Annotated in this window: 23 protein-coding genes and 1 pseudogene; 4 read left to right on the forward strand and 20 right to left on the reverse strand. The window is 71.6% G+C overall.

The features are described 5' to 3' along the window. Window positions 1-254 precede the first annotated feature (254 nt). Window positions 255-482 carry a hypothetical protein gene (locus tag ACIRR8_RS23630; protein ID WP_404068119.1) on the forward strand — a complete coding sequence of 76 codons (228 nt, stop codon included), beginning with the start codon at window positions 255-257 and terminating at the stop codon, window positions 480-482. A 6-nt stretch (window positions 483-488) separates the two neighbouring features. Here the strand turns inward: ACIRR8_RS23630 and ACIRR8_RS23635 are convergent, their stop codons facing one another. The 5 genes from ACIRR8_RS23635 to ACIRR8_RS23655 are packed head-to-tail and all read right to left on the reverse strand — an operon-like array spanning window position 489 to window position 5,986. After that, window positions 489-1,292 carry a DUF1295 domain-containing protein gene (locus tag ACIRR8_RS23635; protein WP_404068121.1) on the reverse strand — a complete coding sequence of 268 codons (804 nt, stop codon included), beginning with the start codon at window positions 1,290-1,292 and terminating at the stop codon, window positions 489-491. Continuing rightward, a complete protein-coding gene (locus tag ACIRR8_RS23640; RefSeq protein WP_404068123.1) occupies window positions 1,289-2,650 on the reverse strand; it encodes a class I SAM-dependent methyltransferase in 1,362 nt (453 codons plus the stop codon). Before ACIRR8_RS23640 ends, ACIRR8_RS23635 begins: the two co-directional genes overlap by 4 nt. Beyond that, window positions 2,647-3,990: a class I SAM-dependent methyltransferase gene (locus ACIRR8_RS23645; protein ID WP_404068126.1), complete on the reverse strand. Its 1,344-nt coding sequence runs from the start codon at window positions 3,988-3,990 to the stop codon at window positions 2,647-2,649. The genes ACIRR8_RS23640 and ACIRR8_RS23645 overlap by 4 nt, the downstream gene beginning before the upstream one ends. Continuing rightward, on the reverse strand, window positions 3,987-4,715 hold the full coding sequence (locus tag ACIRR8_RS23650; RefSeq protein ID WP_404068129.1) for a DUF1365 domain-containing protein: 729 nt from the start codon (window positions 4,713-4,715) through the stop codon (window positions 3,987-3,989). The genes ACIRR8_RS23645 and ACIRR8_RS23650 overlap by 4 nt, the downstream gene beginning before the upstream one ends. Next, window positions 4,712-5,986 carry an NAD(P)/FAD-dependent oxidoreductase gene (locus tag ACIRR8_RS23655; protein ID WP_404068132.1) on the reverse strand — a complete coding sequence of 425 codons (1,275 nt, stop codon included), beginning with the start codon at window positions 5,984-5,986 and terminating at the stop codon, window positions 4,712-4,714. Before ACIRR8_RS23655 ends, ACIRR8_RS23650 begins: the two co-directional genes overlap by 4 nt. Window positions 5,987-6,662: 676 nt before the next feature. Here ACIRR8_RS23655 and ACIRR8_RS23660 point away from each other — a divergent pair. Together ACIRR8_RS23660 and ACIRR8_RS23665 are read left to right on the forward strand one after the other, a co-directional pair. After that, the gene (locus ACIRR8_RS23660) at window positions 6,663-7,310 is read left to right on the forward strand and encodes a fasciclin domain-containing protein (protein WP_404068134.1); all 648 of its coding nucleotides are present in this window, start codon (window positions 6,663-6,665) and stop codon (window positions 7,308-7,310) included. 515 nt (window positions 7,311-7,825) lie between these two features. Continuing rightward, window positions 7,826-8,275: an SPW repeat protein gene (locus tag ACIRR8_RS23665; protein ID WP_404068137.1), complete on the forward strand. Its 450-nt coding sequence runs from the start codon at window positions 7,826-7,828 to the stop codon at window positions 8,273-8,275. A gap of 157 nt (window positions 8,276-8,432) precedes the next feature. Here the strand turns inward: ACIRR8_RS23665 and ACIRR8_RS23670 are convergent, their stop codons facing one another. From ACIRR8_RS23670 to ACIRR8_RS23725, 12 genes are all read right to left on the reverse strand, one after another. Beyond that, window positions 8,433-11,273, reverse strand: a complete 2,841-nt coding sequence (locus ACIRR8_RS23670; RefSeq protein WP_404068140.1) for a DEAD/DEAH box helicase — start codon at window positions 11,271-11,273, stop codon at window positions 8,433-8,435. A 63-nt stretch (window positions 11,274-11,336) separates the two neighbouring features. Next, window positions 11,337-12,227 (reverse strand): diacylglycerol kinase, encoded by an 891-nt coding sequence (locus tag ACIRR8_RS23675; protein ID WP_404068143.1) that lies wholly within the window; start codon window positions 12,225-12,227, stop codon window positions 11,337-11,339. Between the two features lie 18 nt (window positions 12,228-12,245). After that, on the reverse strand, window positions 12,246-13,211 hold the full coding sequence (gene tatC, locus ACIRR8_RS23680; RefSeq protein WP_404068145.1) for a twin-arginine translocase subunit TatC: 966 nt from the start codon (window positions 13,209-13,211) through the stop codon (window positions 12,246-12,248). A 49-nt stretch (window positions 13,212-13,260) separates the two neighbouring features. Further along, window positions 13,261-13,557 carry a Sec-independent protein translocase subunit TatA gene (tatA, locus tag ACIRR8_RS23685; RefSeq protein WP_015607501.1) on the reverse strand — a complete coding sequence of 99 codons (297 nt, stop codon included), beginning with the start codon at window positions 13,555-13,557 and terminating at the stop codon, window positions 13,261-13,263. Window positions 13,558-13,774: 217 nt separating this feature from the next. Then, a complete protein-coding gene (locus tag ACIRR8_RS23690) occupies window positions 13,775-13,972 on the reverse strand; it encodes a hypothetical protein (RefSeq protein WP_404068149.1) in 198 nt (65 codons plus the stop codon). 32 nt (window positions 13,973-14,004) lie between these two features. Next, window positions 14,005-14,367: a hypothetical protein gene (locus tag ACIRR8_RS23695; protein ID WP_404068151.1), complete on the reverse strand. Its 363-nt coding sequence runs from the start codon at window positions 14,365-14,367 to the stop codon at window positions 14,005-14,007. Window positions 14,368-14,390: 23 nt separating this feature from the next. Beyond that, window positions 14,391-15,344 carry a helix-turn-helix transcriptional regulator gene (locus tag ACIRR8_RS23700; protein ID WP_404068153.1) on the reverse strand — a complete coding sequence of 318 codons (954 nt, stop codon included), beginning with the start codon at window positions 15,342-15,344 and terminating at the stop codon, window positions 14,391-14,393. A 12-nt stretch (window positions 15,345-15,356) separates the two neighbouring features. Then, entirely contained in the window at window positions 15,357-16,310 is a 954-nt protein-coding gene (locus ACIRR8_RS23705; protein ID WP_355124985.1) for a WYL domain-containing protein, read from the reverse strand. 141 nt (window positions 16,311-16,451) lie between these two features. Beyond that, window positions 16,452-16,823, reverse strand: a complete 372-nt coding sequence (locus ACIRR8_RS23710; protein WP_404068157.1) for an FKBP-type peptidyl-prolyl cis-trans isomerase — start codon at window positions 16,821-16,823, stop codon at window positions 16,452-16,454. 43 nt (window positions 16,824-16,866) lie between these two features. Further along, window positions 16,867-17,805: an FKBP-type peptidyl-prolyl cis-trans isomerase gene (locus ACIRR8_RS23715; protein WP_404068159.1), complete on the reverse strand. Its 939-nt coding sequence runs from the start codon at window positions 17,803-17,805 to the stop codon at window positions 16,867-16,869. Window positions 17,806-17,934: 129 nt separating this feature from the next. Continuing rightward, the gene (gene pafA / locus ACIRR8_RS23720; RefSeq protein WP_404068162.1) at window positions 17,935-19,296 is read right to left on the reverse strand and encodes a Pup--protein ligase; all 1,362 of its coding nucleotides are present in this window, start codon (window positions 19,294-19,296) and stop codon (window positions 17,935-17,937) included. Between the two features lie 9 nt (window positions 19,297-19,305). After that, window positions 19,306-20,565: an MFS transporter gene (locus ACIRR8_RS23725; RefSeq protein ID WP_404068165.1), complete on the reverse strand. Its 1,260-nt coding sequence runs from the start codon at window positions 20,563-20,565 to the stop codon at window positions 19,306-19,308. Between the two features lie 132 nt (window positions 20,566-20,697). On the opposite strand from ACIRR8_RS23725, the gene ACIRR8_RS23730 reads away from it, so the two are divergent. After that, window positions 20,698-21,732 carry a LacI family DNA-binding transcriptional regulator gene (locus ACIRR8_RS23730; RefSeq protein WP_404068167.1) on the forward strand — a complete coding sequence of 345 codons (1,035 nt, stop codon included), beginning with the start codon at window positions 20,698-20,700 and terminating at the stop codon, window positions 21,730-21,732. Between the two features lie 48 nt (window positions 21,733-21,780). Here ACIRR8_RS23730 and prcA read toward each other — a convergent pair whose 3' ends face one another. From prcA to ACIRR8_RS23745, 3 genes and pseudogenes are all read right to left on the reverse strand, one after another. After that, the gene (gene prcA / locus ACIRR8_RS23735; RefSeq protein WP_404068169.1) at window positions 21,781-22,608 is read right to left on the reverse strand and encodes a proteasome subunit alpha; all 828 of its coding nucleotides are present in this window, start codon (window positions 22,606-22,608) and stop codon (window positions 21,781-21,783) included. 59 nt (window positions 22,609-22,667) lie between these two features. Then, window positions 22,668-23,513, reverse strand: a complete 846-nt coding sequence (prcB, locus tag ACIRR8_RS23740; RefSeq protein ID WP_404068171.1) for a proteasome subunit beta — start codon at window positions 23,511-23,513, stop codon at window positions 22,668-22,670. After that, window positions 23,465-23,651 (reverse strand): annotated as a pseudogene (locus ACIRR8_RS23745) (endonuclease domain-containing protein); the annotation flags it as partial. The gene prcB and the pseudogene ACIRR8_RS23745, both read right to left, overlap by 49 nt. Window positions 23,652-23,819: the final 168 nt, after the last annotated feature.

Consider the following 23,819-nt stretch of genomic DNA (forward strand, 5'->3'; position numbering starts at 1 on the left):
GGCACCACCCCCTCGGCTCAGCCCGTCACGAGTGCCGCTCCCGCTGTCAGGCGATCAGAGCGGCGATGCCTCCGGTGAGCGGTCCCACGACGATGATCAGAGGGCTGCCTTGAGGGCGGCGTCGAGGGGGAACCGGAGGTCGCGGTACTCGGCCATGTCCTCGGTACCGGGGAGAACCAGCAGGCGTGGGCGCGGTCCGGCCAAGATGATCCGGTCGCCGCGACGGCCGCCCCACTCTGACCCTCTACAACTACGTGGCCGATCGGCGTGACCCGCTCGGGGAGATCGTCGCCGTCTGTCGGAACGACCGGCCACCGCCCGGTTCCGACCCGGCCGCACGGACCGGCATGCCACCGGACCCGGCAGCCGGGGAACTCCCGCACCTGCGTCGCCTCGCAGCCGCAGCCGCCGTCGAGCCCCCGGACGTCCTGTTCGAAACGGCCCCGACCATGATCATCGCGAGAGTGGAGGCGATGAGGTGATCGCCTTCAGCCGCGACGCGGCGGCCGGGGGAAGAACCCGCTGGTGCGGGCCTGGTACGCGGTGAAACCGGGGCGGTCGGCCATATGGCGCTCCAGCAGGGCCGCCCCGCTCCCCTTCGTGAGCAGGAACGTCATCACCAGCGGGGCGACGACCGTCGCGGCGGCGGCAGCGGGCGCCTGGCAGACGAAGAGGAACAGGCCCCACCAGACGCAGAAGTCACCGAAGTAGTTCGGGTGCCGGGTCCACGACCACAGCCCCCGGTCCATGATCTTCCCCTTGTTGGCGGGGTCGGCCTTGAACCGGGCGAGCTGATGGTCCCCGATCCCCTCGAAGGCGAGCCCGACCGCCCACAGCACCGCACCCGCCCAGGCCCACCACACCAGGGGCCCGGTCAGATAGTGCGCGGCCTGGACCGGCAGCGAGACCAGCCAGACCAGCGCGCCCTGGAGCAGGTAGACCTTGCGCAGGGCGTAGAGCTGCGGGTGGCCGGGGGCCTTGGCGAGCATCTTCTCGTAGCGCGGGTCCTCCCCGTGGCCGCGCCCGCGCCGCCCGATGTGGACGGCGAGCCGCAGCCCCCAGACCACGGTCAGCACGGTCACCACCAGCCGCCGCGTGTCGTCGCCCTCCCCCGCCGAGAGGCCGTACGAGACGAGGGCGACGGCGGCGAACCCGACGCCCCAGGCGACGTCGACGATGCGGTGGACGCCCTTCTTCAGGGCGATGGCGAAGGTGACCAACATGACCGCGAGGGCGGCGCCGGCCGCGCCCGCGAGCCCGCTCGCGAACGCGGCCCAGGCGAAACCGCTCACCGGTCCGCCGCCGGAGTCCCGTACCAGTCACGCCGTGTGGCGGGCATCGCGGCCTTCCCCGCCCGGTCGGGCCGTACGCACAGGATCTGGTCGACGCCCATGCGCCGCTCCTCGAACGCGAGCGCGCCACCGACGAGGTAGAGCCGCCAGACGCGCGCGGTCTCCTCCCCCACCAGCGCGACGAACTCCGCCCACCGCTCCTCCAGCGTCCGGCGCCAGGCGTCCACGGTCAGGACGTAGTGCTCGCGCAGGGCTTCCACGTCCCGCACTTCGAGCCCGGAGCCCTCCAGCAGCCCGACGGTTTGGCCGACCGGCCGCATGTGCATGTCCGGAGCGATGTACGACTCGATGAACGCGCCGCCGCCTGGCGCGTTGGCGCCGCGCGACATCTGCTGGACGAGCACCCGGCCCTGAGGCCGCAGCGAGTCGTGCAGGATGCGGGTGAAGGCCGGGTACTCGGCGTCCCCGACGTGCTCGCCCATCTCGATCGTGGATACGGCGTCGTACGCGCCCCGGGTCTCCGGCCGCTCCGCGATGTCCCGGTAGTCGATGTTGAGGACCTCGACCAGCTCCTCCAGACCGCGTGTCGCCACCTGTCCTCGTACGTACGCGGCCTGTTCGGCGGCGAGCGTGACGGCGGTGACCCGGACACCGTGGTGCTGGGCCGCGTACAGGGTCAGCGAGCCCCAGCCGCAGCCGATGTCCAGCAGGCGGGCGCCGGGCCGGAGTCCGAGCTTGCGGCAGATCAGCTCCAGCTTGTCGCGCTGGGCGTCGGCCGGGCCGTAGCCGGGGGCGTCGCTGGTCCAGTAGCCGCAGGAGTACGCCATGGTCTCGTCGAGGAGCAGCGCGTAGAAGGCGTTGGAGAGGTCGTAGTGGTGGCTGATCGCCGCCCGGTCGCGGGCTTTGCTGTGCAGCGCCCCGCGCAGGCCGGCCCGGGCCGCCGGGACCGGTGGGCGGGGCCCTACGGCGCCGAGGCGCAGGGCGGTGCCCGCGGCCCTGAGGCGGTCGGCGAGGGAGGGCGCGGGCGGGGTGAGGCCGCGTTCGGCGACCGCGCGGCGCATGGCGCGCAGCCCGTCGCCGAGGTCTTCGTCGAGGTCGATCTCGCCGGTGATGTACGCCTCTGCCAAGCCGAGTTCGCCCGGCTCCCAGAGCAGGCGGCGCAGCGCGCGCCGGGAACGTACGTGGACCGTGGGTGCGTTCTCGGGTCCGGTCTCGCTGCCGTCCCACATCCGGACCCGGACCGGCAGCCCGCCGCCGAGCAGCCGCTCGGCGAGGGGTTCCAGGCGCTGGGCGGCGCCGGTGGGGGTGGCGCGGCGGACGGCCGGCTTCGCAGGCGGCCGGTTGGCGGTGGTGGTCACGGGGTCTCCTGCTGGGTCGGTTCACGGGTCAGGAGCAGTTGCTGCACATCGAGGTAGCCGGAGCGGAAGCCCGCCTCCGAATAGGCCAGGTAGAAGGTCCACATACGGCGGAAGACGGCGTCGAAGCCGAGGGCGTCGACCTCGGCGGAGCGCTCGGTGAACCGTTCGCGCCACAGGCGCAGCGTCTCCGCGTAGTGTGCGCCGAACCCGGTGCGCCGGGCGGTCCGCAGTCGGGTGTGCTCGGTGGTGATCCGCTCGATCGCCTCGGTGGAGGGCAGGAGTCCGCCCGGGAAGATGTACTTGTGGATCCAGGTGTACGTGGAGCGGCTGGCGCGCAGCCGGTCGTCCGGCATCGTGATGGCCTGGAGTGCGACCCGGCCGCCGGGCGCGAGCAGCCGGTCCAGGGTCTCGAAGTAGACCGGCCAGAACTCCTCGCCGACCGCCTCGATCATCTCGACGCTGACGATGGCGTCGTACTCGCCGGTGACCTGGCGGTAGTCGCAGAGCCGGACCTCGACCCGGTCCTCGAAGCCGGCCTCGCGGATGCGTGTGCGGGCCAGTTCGCGCTGCTCCTCGGAGAGTGTGACGGAGACGACCCGCGCGCCTCGGGCGGCCGCCCGCAGGGCCAGCTCGCCCCAGCCGGTGCCGATCTCCAGGAGCCGGGTCCCCTCGCCGACGTCGGCGGCGTCCAGCAGGAGGTCGATCTTGCGGTGCTGGGCGGCGGGCAGCAGCGCGTGTTCGGCGGGGAAGGTGCGGAAGACGGCGGAGGAGTAGGAGAGCGTCTCGTCCAGGAAGAGGGCGAAGAGGTCGTTGGAGAGGTCGTAGTGGTGGCTGATGTTGTCCCGTGAGCCTTCGGGCGTGTTCAGCTGGGCGGAGGGCTTGCGCAACGCCCAGAGGGAGCGCAGCCGTTGCAGCGGGGCGGGGACCAGTTCCGCCGCGTTGTCGGCGAGGACCGTGAGGACGGCGACGAGGTCCGGCGCGTCCCATTCGCCGGCCATGTAGGACTCGCCGAAGCCGATGAGCCCGCTCGCGCCGATCCGCCGGAAGAAGGCGTCGGGGTCGCGGATGTCCATCAGGGGCCCGCCGAGGCCGATGTCGTCCCGGCCCGCGAGCCGGACGCGCAGCGGGAGGCCGGCGAGCGCGCGGCGGACGATCCGTTTCGCGAGGGCGGTCCGGGCGCGGGAGGCACGGGGGCGGGCGACGACGTCGGGCCAGCGCTCGGGGTCGGCGGCGGGCTGCCGCCGGTCCGCGGGCCGGTCGTCGTGGCCCCTCTGCGCGGGGACGGGCGCTGCCGGGTCGGGGGTCCGGTCTGCCGGCAGCTGGTGGGTGGGCGCGGTCACTGCATGCCTTCCTGTGGGCGGTGGTGGGGGCGGGGCTGCACGGGGAGGCCGCGCAGATAGAGCCGGATGCCGTGCAGCCGGATGGCGAGGGAGACGGCGACGGTGGAGAGCGGGTGGCGCAGGGCGAGACGGGCCAGCGCCTTCGGGGTGGCCCGGCGGCGGGTGCCCCGTACGGTCGCGGTGAACGGACGGCCGCCCTCGCGCTCCAGATGGACGGTCAGGTCGAGCCGCTCACCGGGTTCGGGCAGCCGCATCCGGTAGCCGCCGTCGACGGCGAAGAACGGCGAGACGTAGAACTCCTTGCCGACCGTGGCCCGGTGCTCGCCGTCCGGATGCAGCAGATAGCCGTGGCGTTCGCCGTAGGTGTTGTGCACCTCGGCCACGACACAGAGCGGGGAGCCGTCGGCGCGGCGGCACCAGTAGACGGTGAGCGGGTTGAAGACATGGCCGAGGACGCGGGCCTGGGTGAGCATGGTGACGGTGGAGTCGGCGAGGTCCACCCCACGGGCTTCGAGAAACCGGCTCAGGCCGGCCCGGATGGTGGGGGCAGTGCCGCCGAAGTGGTCGCGGGGATCGAACCGGGCCAGCGGCCGCAGGACGCGCGGCAGCCGGGGCGGGGCGTCCGGGTCGATGAGCCACAGGTAGGTCCGGTGCCGGAGCGCGTACCTGCTGGGCCTGGTCCGTACGTGCGTGATGGCGCACGGGTACAGGGCGGCGGCGCTCACCACGTCACCCCCAGCGCGGCGGCGGCCTCGACGCCGGACCGGCAGCCGTCCTCGTGGAAGCCCCACCCGTGGTACGCCCCGGCGAAGGCGGTGACGGCCCCGGACAGAGCGGGCAGCCGGGCCTGCGCGGAGACGGACTCCGGCGTGTAGACGGGGTGTTCGTAGACCATGCGGGCGCGTACGGCATCGGGATCGACCCGGTCGGAGCCGTTCAGCGTGACGACGAAGGTCTCGGGCGCGTCGAGCCGCTGGAGCCGGTTCATGTCGTAGCTGACGGTGACCCGGTCGGCGTCGGCGGCGCAGGAGGGCATCAGGTAGTTCCAGGAGGCCCTGGCGCCCCGGCTGCGCGGCAGCAGCGTGGTGTCGGTGTGCAGGAGCGTGGGGTTGCGGGAGTACGTGAAGGCGCCGAGCGTGGCCCGTTCGGCGTCGGTCGGGTCGGCCAGCAGCCGGAGCGCCTGATCCGGGTGGGTCGCGATGACGACGGCGTCGTACGGGGTGGTGGTGCCGTCCTCTGTGGTGAGCTCGACGCCGCCCGCGTGGCGGGTGATGGCGCGGACCGGGGTGGCGGTGTGGACGGCGGTGAGCTGTTTGACGACGCGTTCGACGTAGGCGCGCGAGCCCCCGGTGACGGTCCGCCAGACCGGCGAGTCGCCGATGGTGAGCATGCCGTGGTGGGCCAGGAACGCGAAGAGGTAGCGGGCCGGATAGCGAAGGGCGGTGACCGGGTCGCAGGACCAGACGGCGGAGACCATGGGCGTGAGGAAGTGCGCGCGGAAGTACGGCGAGAAGCGGCCGCGCCGGGCGAACTCCCCGAGCGTCATGTCGGTGGCCGGGCTCTCCGGCAGCTCCAGCAGCGCGCGGGCGGCGCGGTGGAAGCGGGTCACCTCGACGAGCATCCGCAGGTACGGGCCCCGCACCGCCGAACGCGGCTGGGCGAAGAGCCCGACGGGCCCGCGGGCACCGGCGTACTCCAGGCCGCACCCTTCACACCGTACGGACATCGACATCTCGGACTCCTGGGTGGCGACGCCCAGTTCGTCGAAGAGCCGCAGGAGGTGCGGGTAGGTCCGCCGGTTGTGCACGATGAAGCCGGAGTCGACGCGGTGGACCCGGCCGTCGGACGCGCCCAGCTCATGCGTGTGGGCGTGGCCGCCGACGCGGTCGTCCGCCTCGTACAGCGTGACGTCGTGCGCCTTGCGCAGAACATGGGCGGCGGTCAGTCCCGCAACCCCGCTCCCCACCACGGCTGTCCGCCGCCGCTCCCGTGCCATCCCGGTCTCCCTCCGGCCCTGCCTGCTGCGCTGTTCGGAGCAGTACGGAGACGCTCCTCGTACTCCATTCGTCGCAGGTGGCCGGAAGGATTGGTCGATGATCGGAAGTACCTCGATCGAGTGAATGCCCACGCCGGACCAATCCGCGGGGAGCCGGGCGCCGAATCCCTTGCGTGAGAGCAGAACGGAACACTTCGCGGACGGACGGGGCCTTCGGGTCCCGGCGGTCCCGCCCGGCGTGCGCCTTGTCCGCCACGCCCGGCGGCCGGGCCACCGGGCCCGGAGCCCGGTGCGCCGCCCCCTCGCCCGCCGCGCCCCACGTGCACCGGCCGGCGCCGGTCACCGCGGCGGACGGGGTGGGCCGGCGGCCCGTCGCGTCGGCGGTTCCGGTCTGCGGTGCGGTCGGCGGCGGCAGCGCCGCCCGGACGGCCGGGGAGCCGTTCGTGCGGTGCGCCGCCACCGGTCGGGGAGGCCGGGCCGGCCGCAGGAGCGAGGCGGCTCCTGGTCGGACGGCCGGCTCCGGCACCAGGTCCGTCTCCCGCGGCTGGGAGACGGGCCACGGTACGCCGGAGGCAACCCCGCACCGCCAAGCACCTCCACCTCTCCCCCTCCCCAACCCCTGAGCACCGCTCATCTTCTCCCCCGCTCAGCACCTTCGATCTCCAGGAGACACACCATGAACACCCTCCGCTTCCGCCGCACCGCCGTCGCCGTGGCCACCGCCGCCGTACTGCCGCTGGCCCTCACCGCCTGCTCCTCCGGCGACTCCTCCAAGGACTCGGCTTCGGGCTCCACCCCCAGCGCGGCCGCGTCGACGAGCGCCTCCGCCGACGACTCCATGAACACCGACAAGCCGTTCGGTCCGGGCTGTGCGTCGGTGCCGCAGGACGGCGCGGGCTCGTTCGACGGCATGGCCAAGGACCCGGTCGCGACGGCCGCGTCGAACAACCCGGAGCTGTCGACGCTGGTGGCCGCCGTGAAGCAGGCCGGCCTGGTGGACACGCTGAACAACGCCGAGAACATCACGGTCTTCGCCCCGACGAACGACGCGTTCGCCAAGATCCCGAAGGCCGACCTGGACGCGCTGCTGGCCAACAAGGCCGAGCTCACCAAGGTCCTCACCTACCACGTGGTGGGCCAGAAGCTGACGCCGCAGCAGCTGGAGAAGGGCTCCTTCGACACGCTGGAGAAGAGCAAGCTGACGACGGCCGGCTCGGGCACGGAGTACACCGTGAACGACACCTCGAAGGTCGTCTGCGGCAACGTCCCGACCGCCAACGCGACGGTGTACATCGTCGACTCGGTCCTGATGCCGCCGAAGTAGTCACCTCGGTGTGAGGGGCGGTGTGGCGCGGGGGATCGCGGCCCACCCCCCCTCGCGGTGCCCGGGCCCCGCCGGCTGATCTCTACCCCCAAAACCGACCCCGCCCCCCCCCCCCCGGGGCGTTCAACCCCGGGTTCGTGCGCCCGGGCCCCCCCCCCCCCCCCCGGGGGGTGGGGGGGGGGGGGGGCGGGGGGCCCCCCCCCCCCCCCCCCCTTCGCTGTCCCCTGGCCCGACCGGATGATCTCTCCGCACATACCGTCCCGGGCCGACCGGGTGGCCCGGACCTGCCGGACGTGTTCGACCGGTTCCGGCGATGGACGGCGGGCGAGCCGAAGGACATCGGGCTCCGGACCGAGGACGTACTGACCAACGGCGAACCGTGGCGCAGAAAGCCTGGAGAGCCGGCCATCCAGGACTACACATAAGGCGCATATAAGAGCAAAATGGAGATATGGGCGCCTGGCGCACACTCCACACGGCGTCGGGGCCCGCAGGAGCGAAGGAGACGAAATCTCATGAGCAACGTCTCGGATGCCAGAAGTGACCTCAGGGGTGACATATCGGGCCACCCCGACGCCTCCGAAATGCGCGCACGGTACGACAAGATGATGGGCGGCCGCGATGTGGCCCTGGTGGACGCGCCGGTGTTCCTCGTCGGCCTCTACTGCGCCGTCTCCCCGTGGGTGCTTCACTTCACGGCCAGCCAGCCCGCCCTGGTGACGCACAACCTCGTGATGGGTATCGCGATCGCGGTCCTGGCCCTCGGCTTCACCGCGATGCCCGAGCGGATGTACGGCCTGAGCTGGGCGATGTGCGCGATCGGTGCGTGGATCATCGTGTCGACCTGGGTGGTCGGGAGCAGCCCGGACGCCGGAGTGGTCATCAACAACATCATCGTCGGCGGCCTGACGGTGCTGTTGGGCATGGTCTGTGCCGGAGCAGCGATGAGGAGCCGCAGCACGTAACGGCTTGCGGCATTCCCGGCCCCTCCGCCCCGGCTCCTCCAGCCCCTCCTGCGCTTGAGGAGCGAGGTCCGGGGCGGAGCCCCGGTCCCGGGACGGGGCGGGGAGCAGGCCTGCCGCGGGCGCCCACACCCCCTCGGGCCCCGCAGGGTCACCGGTGTCAGCCGACAGAGCTGTACGCCACAACCCCTCGCAACACCGCGTCAACCGCCTTCCGGGCATTACGAGCCACCGAGCTCGCCCCCGCACTCCCCTCCCGAGGAGCCGCCGCAGCCACCTGCCCCAGCACGTCGATCACCTGCTTGCACCACCGGACGAAGTCCCCCGCAGGCATCTCCGCCTCGCGCAGCACCTCGTCCAGCGTGCGGCCGGAGGCCCACATGTAGACCGCCCAGGCGAAGCCGAGATCGGGCTCGCGCTGTCCGACCCCCTCCGTCTGGTTGATCTTGAAGTCCTCCTCCAGCGCGTCCAGCCGCCCCCAGATCCGCACCATCTCGCCCATGGCGATCTTGGCGGGCCCGGCCGGCAGCTTCGGCGCGACCGCGTCGTCCGCCTGCCGTGCCTCGTACACGAGCGCCGAGACACACGCGGCCAGCTCAGCGGGGTTGAGCCCTTCCCAGACCCCGTCCCGCAGACACTCACTGGCGAGGAGGTCCAGCTCTCCGTACAGCCGGGCCAGCCGACGCCCGTTCTCCGTGACCTCGTTGCCCCGGAGGTAGTCCATCTCGGTCAGGAGCGCGACGATCCGGTCGAAGGTCCGGGCGATCGTGTTCGTCCGCCCCTCGATCCGCTGCTCCAGCTGGCGCGTGTCCCGCTGCAGCCGGTGGTAGCGCTCGGCCCACCGCGCGTGGTCCTCCCGCTCGTCGCACCCGTGGCAGGGGTGGGCGCGCAGCTCGGTCCGCAGCCGGGCGATCTCGCGGTCGTCGGCGGCCGGCGCCCGGCCCTTGCGGTGCCGGTCCGGCACGATGTGCCCGGCCTTCGTCCGCAGCGCGGAGGCCAGATCGCGCCGGGACTGCGGCGAGCGCGGGTTGAACGACTTCGGCACGCGCATCCGGTCCAGCGCCTCCACCGGCACCGGGAAGTCCATCGAGGCCAGCCGCTTGACCTGCCGTTCGACGGTCAGCACCAGCGGCCGCGGCCCGTCGTGGTGGTCGAACCCGCGGTGCCCGTTGGCCCGCCCGGCGGGCAGCCCCGGATCCAGCACCAGCGCGAGACCGGCGAACTTGCCCGTCGGCACATGGATGACATCGCCCGGCTTCAGCTTCTCCAGCGAGGAGGCCGCCGACGCACGCCGCTGTGCCGCACCCTGCTTGGCGAGCTCCGTCTCCCGGTCCTTGAGGTCGCGGCGCAGCCGCGCGTACTCCTCGAAGTCACCGAGGTGGCAGGTCATGCCCTCCTTGTAGCCCTCCAGCCCCTCCTCGTTGCGCTGCACCTGCCGCGAGATCCCGACCACCGACTTGTCGGCCTGGAACTGGGCGAACGAGGTCTCCAGCAGCTCCCGCGACTTGTGCCGCCCGAACTGCTGCACCAGGTTGACCGCCATGTTGTACGACGGCCGGAAGCTGGAGCGCAGCGGATACGTACGGGTGCCCGCGAGGCCGGCCAGCGCCGTCGGGTCCATGCCGCGCTGCCACAGGACCACCGCATGGCCCTCGACGTCGATGCCGCGGCGTCCGGCCCGGCCGGTGAGCTGGGTGTACTCGCCGGGGGTGATGTCGGCGTGTTGCTCGCCGTTCCACTTGACGAGCTTCTCCAGCACCACCGAGCGCGCGGGCATGTTGATGCCGAGCGCGAGGGTCTCGGTGGCGAAGACGGCCTTCACGAGCCCTCGTACGAACAGTTCCTCGACGACCTCCTTGAACGTCGGCAGCATGCCCGCGTGGTGCGCGGCGATGCCCCGCTCAAGACCTTCGAGCCACTCGTAGTACCCGAGGACATGCAGGTCCTCGCCGGGGATGGAGGCGGTCCGCTCCTCGACGATCTCGCGCACGAGACGCCGTTTGTCCTCGTCGTTGAGCCGGAGCCCGGCATACATGCACTGCTGTACGGCGGCCTCGCAACCGGCCCGGCTGAAGATGAAGGTGATCGCGGGCAGCAGGCCCTCGTTGTCCAGCCGCTCGATGACCTCGGGCCGTCCGGGCGTCCAGATCCGGCTGCGCTGGCGCCGCTCGCGCTCGCGGTCGGCCTCGCGGACCATCTTGCCGCGGCGGCGGTCGCGCGGGTTGTAGGTGTTCTGATTCTCCTGGCGGGCGAGGCGGACCAGGTCCGGGTTGACCTCACGGCGTCCGGCGCCGCGGCCGCCGTGGTCGGTGGCCTCCTCGAAGAGGTCGTACATCTTGCGTCCGGCCATGACGTGCTGCCAGAGCGGCACCGGGCGGTGCTCGGAGACGATCACCTCGGTGGAGCCGCGCACGGTGTCCAGCCAGTCGCCGAACTCCTCCGCGTTGGAGACGGTCGCCGACAGGGAGACCAGCGTCACCGACTCCGGGAGGTGGATGATCACTTCCTCCCACACCGCGCCCCGGAAGCGGTCGGAGAGGTAGTGCACCTCGTCCATGACGACGTAACCGAGGCCGGAGAGCGACTGCGAGCCCGCGTACAGCATGTTCCGCAGGACCTCGGTGGTCATCACGACCACCGGCGCCTCGGAGTTGACGCTGTTGTCGCCGGTCAGGAGGCCGACCTTGTCCGCGCCGTACCGCTTGGCCAGATCGGCGTACTTCTGGTTGGAGAGCGCCTTGATCGGCGTGGTGTAGAAGCATTTGCGGCCCTGCTCCAGGGCCAGGTGCACGGCGAACTCTCCGACGATCGTCTTGCCCGATCCCGTCGGGGCCGCGACCAGCACCCCCTTGCCCGCCTCAAGGGCCTGGCAGGCCTCGATCTGGAACGGGTCCAGCCCGAACTCGTACATCTCCCGGAAGGGCCCGAGGGCCGTCGCCATCTCCGCCGCACGGGCGCGGGATGCCTGGTATCGCTCAGCTGGTGAGAGGTCCTCTGTCATCTTGGCTACGAGCCTACCCGTCACCTCCGACAGTCAGCCCGATCTTTAAATCCCCTTGATCCCTCACCCCGCCAGCACCCGCACCGCCCCCCGCACACAGGTGGCGGTGAGCGGCAGAGCGCCCATCGGCTCGCCGTCCGCGTACGCCGTGACACCGGCCGCCGCCAGCTCGATCGCGGCGACCCGGTGCACGGTGACGGCCGGGTGGTCCAGGTGCGTGCCCCGGTAGACCTTCGGGAACACCTTGAGGAGCGTGGCGCGGGAGCACTCCCCCACCACGGTCACGTCGAAGAGCCCGTCGTCCATCGCGGCCCCGGGACAGATCCGCATGCCTCCGCCGTACGTCGTCCCGTTGCCCACCGCGATCAGCGTCGCCTCGATCTCGCGGACCTCGCCGCCGTCGAGCCGGACGCGGTACGGGATCGGCCTGAAGGCGGCCAGTTCGGCGAGGATCGCGAGATCGTACTTGAACCGGCCGCCGACGAAGCGCATCCGGTTGCCCCGGTCGCTGACCCGCGAGTCGAACCCGGAGGCGAGCACCGTCCCGAACCACCGCTCACCGACCCGCCCGAGGTCGATGGACCGGTGACCGCCCTCCTTGAGCGCCCGCGCGGCCAGCGCACCGGCGGCGGCCGGATCGCGTATCGGCAGGCCGAGCGCGCGGGCGAAGTCGTTCCCGGTCCCGACGGCGACGACACCGAGCGGCGTGCCCGTCCCCGCGACGGCCTGGAGGGCGAGGGACATCAGGCCGTCCCCGCCCACGGCTATCAGCGCCCCGGTCCCCGCCGCCACGGCCTCGCGCGCCCGGCGCAGGGCGTCGTCGGCGTCCTCACCGAGAACCGTACGGACGGAGAATCCGGCGTCCCGCAACGCGGAAGCGGCCGGCTGCGCGGCATGCGCGCCCCGGCCGCGTCCTGCGGTGGGATTGACGAAGAGGGTGATCTCGCTGGTCACCCGCCGGACCCTACAAGGTCAGGTGATGTCGTCGTAACCGTTGAGCCGCTGCGAACGAGAGCCGTCCGACTCGCCGGACGCCTGCTCCGGCAGCGCTCTGCGCGGGGCCGCCACGGGCTCGATCCCGCCGACCGGCTCGGGGGTCAGGTCGAGCTCGGACGCCTCGTCGTCGCTGAGCTCGGCATCGGGGTTCTTGCGGTTGCGGCGCCTGTCGTTCAGCAGGGAGAAGCCGACGGCGATGAAGTAGAGCACCGCGAGCGGACCGGCCAGCAGGAGCATCGAGATGGGCTCGCCACCGGGGGTGGCGAAGGCGGCGAAGACGGTCAGGCCGACGATCATGCCGCGCCACCAGCGCAGCATGCGGGAACCGGAGAGGACTCCGGTCATGTTGAGGGCGACGAGCAGCAGCGGCAGTTCGAAGGCGAGACCGAAGACGATCACCATGCGGGTGATCAGGTCGAGGAAGTCGTCGAGCGGCAGCAGGTTCGTCACGTTCTCCGGCGTAAAGCCGAGCATGATCTCGGCCGTCTGCGGAAGGATCGCGTACGCCAGGTAGGCGCCGGCGGTGAACAGCGGGACGCCTGCCGCCACGAAGCCCAGGGAGTACCGCTTCTCCTTCTGGTGGAGCCCGGGGGCGACGAAGGCCCAGAGCTGGTACAGCCAGACGGGCGTGGCGAGGAGGACACCCGCCATGAGGGAGACCTTCAGCGCGATGGTGAAGGGTGACAGCAGGCCGTTGGTGGTCATCTCCGCGCAGGGGCGGCCGTTGACCATCGTGTCCACGCCGTTCTTGCAGCCGACCGAGTCGAGGATCGGCTTCATCAAGAACTCGAAGATCTCCTTGTGGAAGAAGGCGGCCCCGATGACGGCGATCACGATCGCCAGCACGGCCTTCAGCAGCCGGTTACGCAGCTCACGCAGGTGATCGAGGAGGGGCATCCGCCCCTCGTCGTCCTTCTCCTGCTTGCGGGCAGACTTGAGCAACCCACTTCCCTCGTCTCGTGCGGCGGCTGTCGGCGGAGCGCGTCAGCGGTCAGCTCTGGGTGGTGGGCTTGGGCTCGTTGACCGGACGGGAGCTGGTGACGTCACCCGGGGCGGCCTGGATGGTACGGGCGGTGGTGGACTGCGGCGGGGCCGGATCCGCGACGGTCTCCGTCGTGGGCGTGGCGGTCGCCGCGTCGTCCTTCTTCATCGCCTTGGCCTCGCTCTTGAGGATGCGGGCCGACTTGCCGAGCGAACGCGCCATGTCGGGAAGCTTCTTGGCACCGAAGAGCAGCAGGATGACAGCGATGATCAGAACGATCTCGAGGGGCTTCAGATTGCCGATCATGTGCGACTTCCTTCTCACTGAGGCGGCTGGAGGGTGGGCTCGCTACCCGTTCGACCGGGCATACGTCCGATCGTTGCGCTTGGCAGCGATCGTAACCCGCAGGGGTAAACGCGAGGCAATCCCCGTGCGTACTGCGGCTTGCGGCCCGCACCTGCCGGCCTGGGCCGACTCCTGCAGCGTACCCCTCGGTGCTGTGGAACATCAGGCCGCAGGCCCGTCAGCGCAGGCTGTCGCCGGTGGCCGCGAGGCGGGTCGCCGCGCGTTCGAGGTCCTCGGAGGCCTGGTTGATCCGCTCGGTGGTGTCGGCGACCTGACGGCCGAGGCGCTGCGTCTCGATAAAGACCTTGATGCCGAGTACGCCGAGGACGGCGACCCCGAGGAATCCCAGGGCGATGGCGAGCATGGGCCAGAACATGCGGCGGTGCCTCTTCCTACGGAGCGGGGGTGTTACGGAGCGGCGTGCAGACGCAGGGTCCGTACGCCGCCGCCGGTGAGCAGTTCGATGATGCGCTCTCCGGCGGGCTTGCGGACGGCGGCGGCGCACTCCGGGCAGGTGAAGGTGTAGAAGGTGGTGCGGCTGGTGGCGCCGATCGCCAGCCGCAGCGCGCCCGCCGCGAGCTCGAAGCGCCCGCGGCAGCCGGGACAGGCGGCCCGGAACCGTACGGCGGCGGGCACGCGGACCGGGACGGGCCCGGTGCGGACGGCCGTCGGGCCGGTGCGGACGGCGGCCGGACCGCAGCCGTGGGCCGGTCCGGTGCCGTCGGCCGTCGGGCCGGTGGCGGCGACCGGTATGAGGTACGTCGGGTTCATCTCGTATCCGCTCCGCTCCCCGCTCAGACCGCGTCGTAGGCGGCGAGGGCCTCGCGGGCCGCCGTCCGGGCGCTCTCGGCGAGCTCCGGCGGGGTGACGATGCGGCCGTCGCCGCCGAGGCGCAGAGCGAGCCGGCGCAGCGAGGCCGGGTCGGGGGTGCGCAGGGTGATGCGGAGTCCGCCGTCGGGCAGCTCATCGGCGGAGTCGTGCGGGTAGTACTCTGCGACCCAGCGGCCGCCGGTGCCGACCTCGATGACGACCTCGGGGTCCTCGGCGGCGGGCTGGACCAGCCCTTCGGAGAGGTCCCGCAGCTCCAGCTCGGGCGGTGCGGCGGGGGCGTCGAGGAGGCGGATCTCGGCGACCCGGTCCAGGCGGAAGGTCCGGCGGGCCTCGGAGAGCCGGCACCAGCCCTCCATGTAGGTGTGGCCGACGGCGAAGAGCCGGATCGGGTCGACCTCGCGCTCGGTCAGCTCGTCGCGGGCGGGTGAGTAGTAGCGCAGCCAGAGGCGGCGGCGCTCGGAGATGGCCCGGTCGACATCGGCGAAGACGCCGCCCTCGGACTCGAAGGTGACCGAGAGCCGGGAGCTGGCGGCGCCGGACTCGCCGGCGGCCGTCTCCAGCTTGGCGGTGGCCCGGAGCAGGGCCTCCCGGTCGCTCTCGCGCAGTCCGGGCAGGGTGGCGACGGCACGCGCGGCGACGAGGAGCGCGGTGGCCTCGTCGGCGGCGAGCCGGAGCGGCTCGGCGACATCGTCCGGGTTGTGCCACCAGATCCGGTCGCCGTCGGTGTCGATGTCGAGGAGGTCGCCGCCGCGGAAGCTGGTGCCGCACATGGGCAGCACGTCGAGGTCCGAGATCAGCTCGTCCTCGGTGATGCCGAAGGCGCGGGCCACGTCCTGGACGTGGGCGCCGGGGCGCTCGCGGAGATACGTCACCAGGGAGAGCATCCGGCGGGTCTGGTCGATCGCGTTCGCGGCCATCGGTACGTTCCCCTAGTCCTTGGCCACGGCTCGGAGCCGGTCCACCACATCGGCCCGCAGATCGGCGGGTTCCTCCACGACGACATCCGGCCCGAACTCGACGAGCCAGGCATCGAGCCCGTGTCCGTACGGAATCTCCAGCTCGTCCCAGCCGTCGCCGCGCTCATGGACGGATATCGCCCGCGAACGCAGCGGGTAGCCGCATCCGGCGCGGAGCCTGATCCTGGCCGTACGGGTGGCGGTCTCGCCGGCCCAGCTCTCGACGGTCTCGCGGACCGTGACGACGTCGGGCACCTCGGCGGTGAAGGCTCCGGCGCGGGAGCGGACCTTGCCGGTGATGCGGGAGAGCCGGAAGACGCGTTCGGCGCCGCGGCCCCGGTCCCAGCCCGCGAGGTACCAGTGGCCGCGCCAGCACTCCAGGGTCCAGGGTTCGACCTGGCGCTGCACCGGGGCGGCGGAGTTGGCCTTGCGGTAGTCGAAGGTGACCGGGCGGCGGTCGCGGCAGGCGAGCATCAGGGGCTCGAAAGCCGCCTCGTGGACGGGGATGCGGGGTTCGAGGGCGCTGTGCACCTCGTACGCGTCCTCCGCCTCGGGCATCCCGGCGGCGCGCAGCTTCTGCAGGGCGCCGCTGGCGGCTCCGGCGAGGCGGGCCTGCTGCCAGACCTTGGCGGCGAGTCCGAGGGCGGCGGCCTCCTCGGCGTCCAGGGTGATGGGGGGCAGCCGGTTGCTGTCGCGGCGGGCGAGGTATCCGGTGTCGCCGTCGAGGTTCTCGACGGTCTCGATGACGAGGCCGAGCTCGCGCAGGTCGTCCTTGTCGCGCTCGAACATCCGGTTGAAGGAGTCGTCGGAGCCCGCTTCGAGGTAGGCCTCGATGGAGCCGCGCAGCTCGCGCTTGCTGAGCGGGCGCCGGGTCCCCAGCAGGCACAGCGCCAGGTTCATCAACCGCTCGGCCTTGGCAATCGCCATCGACGCCCTTTCTCTTGTGCTCTACGACCGTCGACCGTACCGCCCCGGGGTGTCGGGACCAAAGCGGAACCGTGGACCGGACAGCGGTGAGGGCCCCCACCGGTGTGGTGGGGGCCCTCACTCACGCGGGTCCGGACCGGATCAGACCGCGACCAGGTCGCAGACGAAGATCAGCGTCTCGCCGGGGGCGATCGCGCGGCCCGCGCCGCGGTCGCCGTACGCGAGGTGCGCGGGGATGGTCAGCTGGCGGCGGCCGCCGACCTTCATGCCCTGCACGCCCTGGTCCCAGCCGGAGATGACCTGGCCGACGCCGAGCTGGAAGGCCAGCGGCGTACCGCGGTTCCAGGAGGCGTCGAACTCCTCGCCGGTGGAGAAGGCCACGCCCACGTAGTGGACCTGGACCCGGTCGCCGGCCTTGGCGACGGGGCCGTCGCCCTCCCAGATGTCCTTGATCTCCAGGTCGGCCGGCGGCTCGCCACCCGGGAAGTCGATCTCGGGCTTCTCGATGCTCACTGAACTGCTCCTCAAAATGATGAACTGGGCAACCGGGACAGTCTTACACCTTGGCGAGGATGTCCACGGCGAAGACCAGCGTGGAGTTCTTCGGGATCGCCTGCTGCTGCTGGTCGCCGAAGGCCTGGTCCGGCGGGATGACGAGGAGCACGCGGCTGCCGACCTTCTTGTCGATCAGACCGGCCTTCAGCCCCTTGAGGGTGACCTGGGACAGCGGGAAGGTCTGGGTCTTGCCGGTGGAGTAGGTGTTGTCGAACTCCTTGGCGCCCTTCCAGATCATGCCGACGTAGTTCACCACGACGCTGTCGGACTCCTTGACGGCCTCGCCGTCGGACTCCAGGACGTAGTTGGAGACCAGCTTCGTCGGCGGGTCGCCCTTGGGGATGGTGACCGTCGGGGCCTTGCCGTCGGTCTTCACACCGACCTTGGGCAGGTCGGTGTTGTCCTGGGCGACCTCGGTGCCCTTGGCGGTGGCCGGGATCTGCGTGGCCTTCAGGATGTCGACGACGAACACGAGGGTGGCGTTGGGCTTGATGTCGCCCTGGCCCTGCTCGCCGTAGCCGAGCTCCGGCGGGATGACCAGCTGGACGCGGCTGCCGACCTTCTGGCCGACGAGGCCCTTGTCCCAGCCCTGGATGACCATGCCCGCACCCAGCGTCAGGTCGAAGGGCTGCTTGCGGTCGAAGCTGTTGTCGAACGGCTTGTCGGAGTCCCACGACTGACCGAGGTAGTTGACCTGGATCGCGTCGCCGTTCTTGAGCTTCGCGCCGTCACCCTCGCTGACGACCTCGGTCTTCAGCTCCTTGGGCGGGTCTCCCTTGCCCTTGGAGAGGGTGGGCTTCTCGCCGAACTTCGCGCCCGCGGTGATCGCGGGCACGCCGTTCTTGGACGAGGCGGAGTCGGAGGCCTTGTCGTCGCTGCCGCAGGCCACTGCCGACAGCAGCAGGAGGGGGGCGACGAGAAGGCCGGCAATTCGGCGCACTGGTTCCTCAGATCTCAGGGGGCACTGTGGTTAGTCCGAACCACTCTAGGCCGTGAAAAGGGCCCCGTACGAGGAACGTACGGGGCCCTGTCTCGCCACGGCCTGCCGAGGGGCGCCCCGGCCGCCCGCTCACATGCCCGCGATCAGCTTCTCCACGCGCTCGTCCACGGAACGGAACGGATCCTTGCAGAGCACCGTGCGCTGCGCCTGGTCGTTGAGCTTGAGGTGGACCCAGTCGACGGTGAAGTCCCGCCGCTGCTCCTGGGCCCGGCGGATGAAGTCGCCGCGCAGCCTCGCCCGGGTGGTCTGCGGGGGCACCGTCTTGCCCTCGAAGATCTTCAGGTCGTTGCAGATGCGGGCGGTCTGGCCCTTCTTCTCCAGGAGGTAGAAGAGACCGCGGCGACGGTGGATGTCGTGGTAGGCGAGGTCTATCTGGGCGACCCGCGGATTCGACATGGTCATGTTGTGCTTGGCCCGGTACCGCTCGATGAGCTTGTACTTCATGACCCAGTCGATCTCGGTGTCGATCCGGTCGAGGTCCTCGGCCTCGACGGCGTCGAGCGTGCGGCCCCACAGCTCCAGGACCTGGTCGACGGTGCCGGTGCGGATGCCCCGGCGCTCGACGAAGTCCACGGCCTTCTCGTAGTACTCCCGCTGGATCTCGATGGCGGAGGCCTCGCGGCCGCTGGCCAGGCGCACCTTGCGCCGGCCGGTGAGGTCGTGGCTGACCTCGCGGATGGCCCGGATCGGGTTCTCCAGGGTCAGGTCGCGCATCACCGTGCCCGCCTCGATCATGCGGAGCACCAGATCGGTGGCGCCGACCTTGAGCAGCATGGTCGTCTCGGACATGTTCGAGTCACCGACGATGACGTGGAGGCGGCGGTACCGCTCGGCGTCGGCGTGCGGTTCGTCGCGGGTGTTGATGATCGGCCGGGAGCGGGTGGTCGCGGAGCTGACGCCCTCCCAGATGTGCTCGGCGCGCTGGCTGACGCAGTAGACGGCGCCGCGCGGCGTCTGGAGCACCTTGCCCGCGCCGCAGATGAGCTGGCGGGTGACGAGGAAGGGGATGAGGATGTCCGCGAGCCGGGAGAATTCTCCGTGCCGGGCGACGAGGTAGTTCTCGTGGCACCCGTAGGAGTTTCCCGCCGAGTCGGTGTTGTTCTTGAAGAGATAGACGTCGCCCGCGATTCCCTCCTCGTGCAGGCGGCGTTCGGCGTCGACGAGCAGGCCTTCGAGAATGCGCTCGCCCGCTTTGTCGTGCGTGACCAGTTCGGTCACGTTGTCGCATTCGGGGGTTGCATATTCCGGATGCGATCCCACGTCGAGGTAGAGGCGGGCGCCGTTCCGCAGGAAGACATTGCTGCTGCGGCCCCATGACACAACACGGCGGAAGAGGTAGCGCGCCACTTCGTCAGGTGACAGTCGGCGCTGTCCCCTGAACGTGCACGTGACGCCGTACTCGTTCTCCAGCCCGAAAATGCGGCGGTCCATGACTGAACATTACGCCTTACGGCCGGTGCTGAAACCGGGTTCGACAGCACCGTTTCGATCATTTTCCGATCCGGTCACGACGGCGGGGTCGCGTACGGGAGCTGCGAGGACGTTCCCGGTGGCCAGCAGGACCACCAGGGCGAGGACTCCGCCGACCCCTGCCACGCCGAAGCTCCAGGCGGTGGAGCCCAGCTCGACGGCCGGTCCCGCGACGGCCGTTCCGACGGCCGCGCCGACGCCGAAGGTGGTGACGAGCCAGGAGAACGCCTCGGTCACCGTGCCGCGCGGCGCGTGCCGGTCCACCACGATGAACGAGCACGCGATGGCGGGGGCGAGGAAGACTCCGGCCAGGGCGGCCAGCGCGGTCATGACCGGGACCGAGGGCGTGAGCGTCAACGGCAGGTAGCCGAGGGCCAGGAGGCCGACGATGACGCGCAGCCGCCGCTCGGGGGCGCCGGCCCACTGCCTCGCGCCGTAGCCGAGGCCGCCGATCAGCGCGCCGAGGCCGAGTGCGGCCATCAGCCAGCCGTACACCGACTCGCGGCCGTGGTCGTCGGCGTAGGCCACACCGGCCACCGTGATGGAGCCGAGCGCCAGCCCGACGAAGAAGAACGCACCGAGGAGCGCGAGGAGTCCGGGCGAGCGCAGCGCGCCGAGCCAGTGCGCCTCGCGGGGTGCGGAGCGCCAGGTGCGTGAGGGCTCGGAGAGGACGACCGACAGCGCGCCGAGGACGCCGATGGCGTTGATGACGAGCAGCGCGGCGGCCGGCGACCAGAGAGAGACGAGGAGCGTCACCAGGAGCGGCCCGACGGTGAACATGATCTCCTGCGCCACGGCGTCCATCGCGTACGCCCGGTGCACCTGGTCCTCGCGCTTCAGCACGCTGGGCCACAGGGCCCGCAGGCCGCCTTCCAGGGGCGGTGTGGCGACTCCGGCGACGATGACGGCGGCGTACGCCAGCGGGAGCGAGCCGAGGCCGGAGACCGCCAGGAGGGCCATGCCGAGCGCGGAGAGCACGGCGGCGGGGAGCTGGACGCGCGGCTGCCCGTACAGGTCCACCGCCCGGCCGAGCAGCGGCTGTCCGACGGCGGTGGCGAGCCCGTACGCGGCGGCCAGCGCGCCGGCCAGCGTGTAGCTGCCGCCCTCGGCGCGGGTGAAGAGCACGATCGCGATGTGCGCGGTGCCGTTGGGCAGCCGTCCCACCAGGGTGCCCGTCAGCAGCCGGGCAGCATGCCGCGCCCGGAGGATGTCCAGATATCCCGCGGCCATTCCCGCCCCTCTCCGCCGGACGGCTGCCGCCACCCGAGGTTTTACGTATAACGTCGAGGTTCATACGTACCATGTCCGCAGTCCGCGGGTCCACCTCGCGGCGCCACGGAACCATCGCGCACGGAGGCCCGAGTGACCGACTCCCAGCCCGCCCCGCCCCGGCCGACCAGCCGCGACGTGGCCCGTGCGGCGGGCGTCTCGCAGGCGACGGTCTCACTGGTGCTCGGCGAGAAGTGGCCGGGCCGAGTGTCCGAGGCCACGGCCCAGCGGGTCCGGGACCATGCGGCGGAGCTCGGCTACCGGCCCAATCTGGCCGCCCGCAACCTCCGGCTCGGCCGCACCAGGACCGCGCTGCTGGTGGTCCCGGCGCTGACCAACGAGTTCTTCGCCCGCGTCTACACCGGGGCCGCCGCCGTCGCCGCCGAGCACGACTTCGGCGTGGTGCTGTACCCCTCACCGGACGGCACGGGACCGGCCCGGGCCCCGTTCGCCTCGGCCCGCGCCGCGCTGGACGGCGTGATCGCCTCCTCCATGGCCTCCGACGCGCTGAGCGCGCTGCACGGGGCCGACCTGCCCCTGGTGATGCTGGACAGCGATCCGGCCGGAACGGACGCGGCGGCCCACGTGAACCTGGACATCGCCGACGGCATGCGCCAGGTGACGGAACATCTGCTGGATCTCGGACACCGCCGGTTCGTCCATCTGGCGTCCGCCGTGGACACCTGGACGTTCGCGGTCCGGGCGCAGGCGCTGCGGGACACCGCCGGCGCGGTGCCGGACGCCACGGTCCGTAGGGTACGGTCCCCGCTCGACGTACGGGCCGGGCGCGAGGCGGCCGAGCAGGCGCTGGCCGTCGCCGGGGAGCGGCCGACCGCGGTGGTCTGCGACGACGACGTCCTGGCGGCCGGTGCCTGCAAGGCGGCCCGCCGGCTCGGGCTGCGCGTACCGGACGACCTCTCGGTCACCGGCTTCGACGACCTGGCGCTCGCCACCGCCGTGGAACCGGAGCTGACCACCGTACGGCTGCCCGCCGAGCAGGTCGGCGAGCGCGGCATGGCGGCGCTGCTGGCGGCGCTGGAGGGCCGTGAGACCGATACGGGCAGCCTGCCGGTGAGCCTGGTCGTACGGGGCTCCACGGCGCCGCCGCCCGCCGCCTCCCGCGCATGACGGATGCCCCGGGCCGGAACCCGGGGCATCCGTCGGTGAGCGTGCCGGCTACTCCTCGGTGGAGTCGGGCGCGTTACCGGTGCCGGTCCCGGGGGTGCGGTTCTCAGGGGTGGCGGTCTCCGGGGAGTCGGCCTCCTCCACGTCGGAGGGGGCGTCCGTCGGGGTGGCGGCCGCCGCTTCCGCGTCGAGCAGCCGGGTCAGCTGGCGGCCGACGATCCGCTTGAACTTGCGCTGCTGGGGCCGCGTGCGGTCCAGCACCGCGACTTCGAGGCGCTCGGCGGGAATCTCCCGCTCGCCGCCTCCCGGCTCCCGGGAGAGCGCCTGGACGGCCAGCTTGAGCGCCTCGGCGAGCGTCATGCCGTCGCGGTGGCGCTGGTCCAGGAAGCTGCTGATCTGCTCGGCGTTGCCGCCGACCGCGACCGAGCCGTGCTCGTCCACGATCGAACCGTCGTGCGGCAGCCGGTAGATCTGGTCGCCCTCGGGCGCGGTGCCGACCTCGGCGACGACCAGCTCCACCTCGTACGGCTTCTCGGCCGCGCTGGAGAAGATGGTGCCGAGCGTCTGGGCGTAGACGTTGGCCAGCCCACGGGCCGTCACATCGTCGCGGTCGTAGGTGTATCCGCGCAGGTCGGCGTAGCGCACGCCACCGATGCGGAGGTTCTCGTACTCGTTGTACTTGCCGGCGGCCGCGAAGCCGATCCGGTCATAGATCTCGCTGAACTTGTGCAGCGCGCGGGACGGGTTCTCGCCGACGAACACAATGCCGTCGGCATACTGCAGCACAACGAGGCTGCGACCACGGGCGATGCCCTTGCGGGCGTATTCCGCCCGGTCGGCCATGGCCTGCTGGGGTGAGACATAGAACGGCGTCGACACCGGCTATCCGTCCCTTCCTGTCAGTGACGAGTGCATCGGAAAAAGGCTCGGAGTCCGGGTCAGAGCAGCGCGGCGCGCGGGCCGTCGGGCTGCTCAAGTCGGCGTTCCAGGATGGAGCGCGCGATCTCGGAGGACTCCTGGTCGGTCAGCCTCCGGAAGCCTTCGTCGGTGATGACGGTGACGATCGGGTAGATGCGGCGGGCGACGTCGGGGCCGCCGGTCGCCGAGTCGTCGTCCGCGGCGTCGTACAGCGCCTGCACGACCAGGGTGAGGGCCTGCTCCTCCGTCAGGTCATCGCGGTAGAGCTTCTTCATGGAGCCCCGGGCGAAGATCGACCCGGAGCCGGTGGCGGCGTAGCCGTTCTCCTCGGAGCGGCCGCCGGTGACGTCGTACGAGAAGATGCGGCCCTTCTCGCGGTCGACGTCGTACCCCGCGAAGAGCGGCACCACGGCGAGGCCCTGCATGGCCATGGCGAGGTTGGAGCGGATCATGGTGGAGAGCCGGTTGGCCTTGCCCTCCAGGGAGAGCTGGGCGCCCTCGACCTTCTCGAAGTGCTCCAGCTCCAGCTGGAAGAGCTTGACCATCTCCACGGCCAGTCCGGCGGTGCCGGCGATACCCACCGCGGAGTACTCGTCGGCCGGGAAGACCTTCTCGATGTCGCGCTGCGCGATCATGTTGCCCATGGTGGCGCGCCGGTCACCGGCCAGGACCACGCCACCGGGGAAGGACGCCGCGACGATGGTCGTCCCGTGCGGCGCCTCGATGGCCCCCTGGAGCGGCGGCAGACTCCGGTTTCCCGGGAGCATCTCGGGCGACTGGTCGGACAGGAAGTCCATGAACGAGGACGATCCCGGCGTCAGGAAGGCAGCTGGTAGACGCCCGGTGCTACGAGTGTTGGCTTCCACGCGTTTCCCTCCAGGTATGCGATGGCCCTGCGCAAGAGAGTCAGGATCATCCCCCAACTTGCCGATGGCCGGATTGCAGTTGAAGCAACGTACGCCACGGACCCTACCCGCCTCGGGGCGGTGATCCACATGTTCGGCGGAGGGATCTGCGCAGATCCCGCGCTCGCGGACCGGTGGCGCTCCTCCGGTTGGCGAGCGGGGGGGGGGGGGGGCGGCGGGGGGGGGGGGGGCGCCCCCCCCCCCCCCCGCGGGTGGGCGGGGCCCCGGGGGGCCGCGGGGGGAGCGCAGATGGGAAAATGGAGGCAC

Origin of the sequence: Streptomyces sp. NPDC101178 (assembly GCF_044767965.1) — a bacterium.
Classification (GTDB): domain Bacteria; phylum Actinomycetota; class Actinomycetes; order Streptomycetales; family Streptomycetaceae; genus Streptomyces.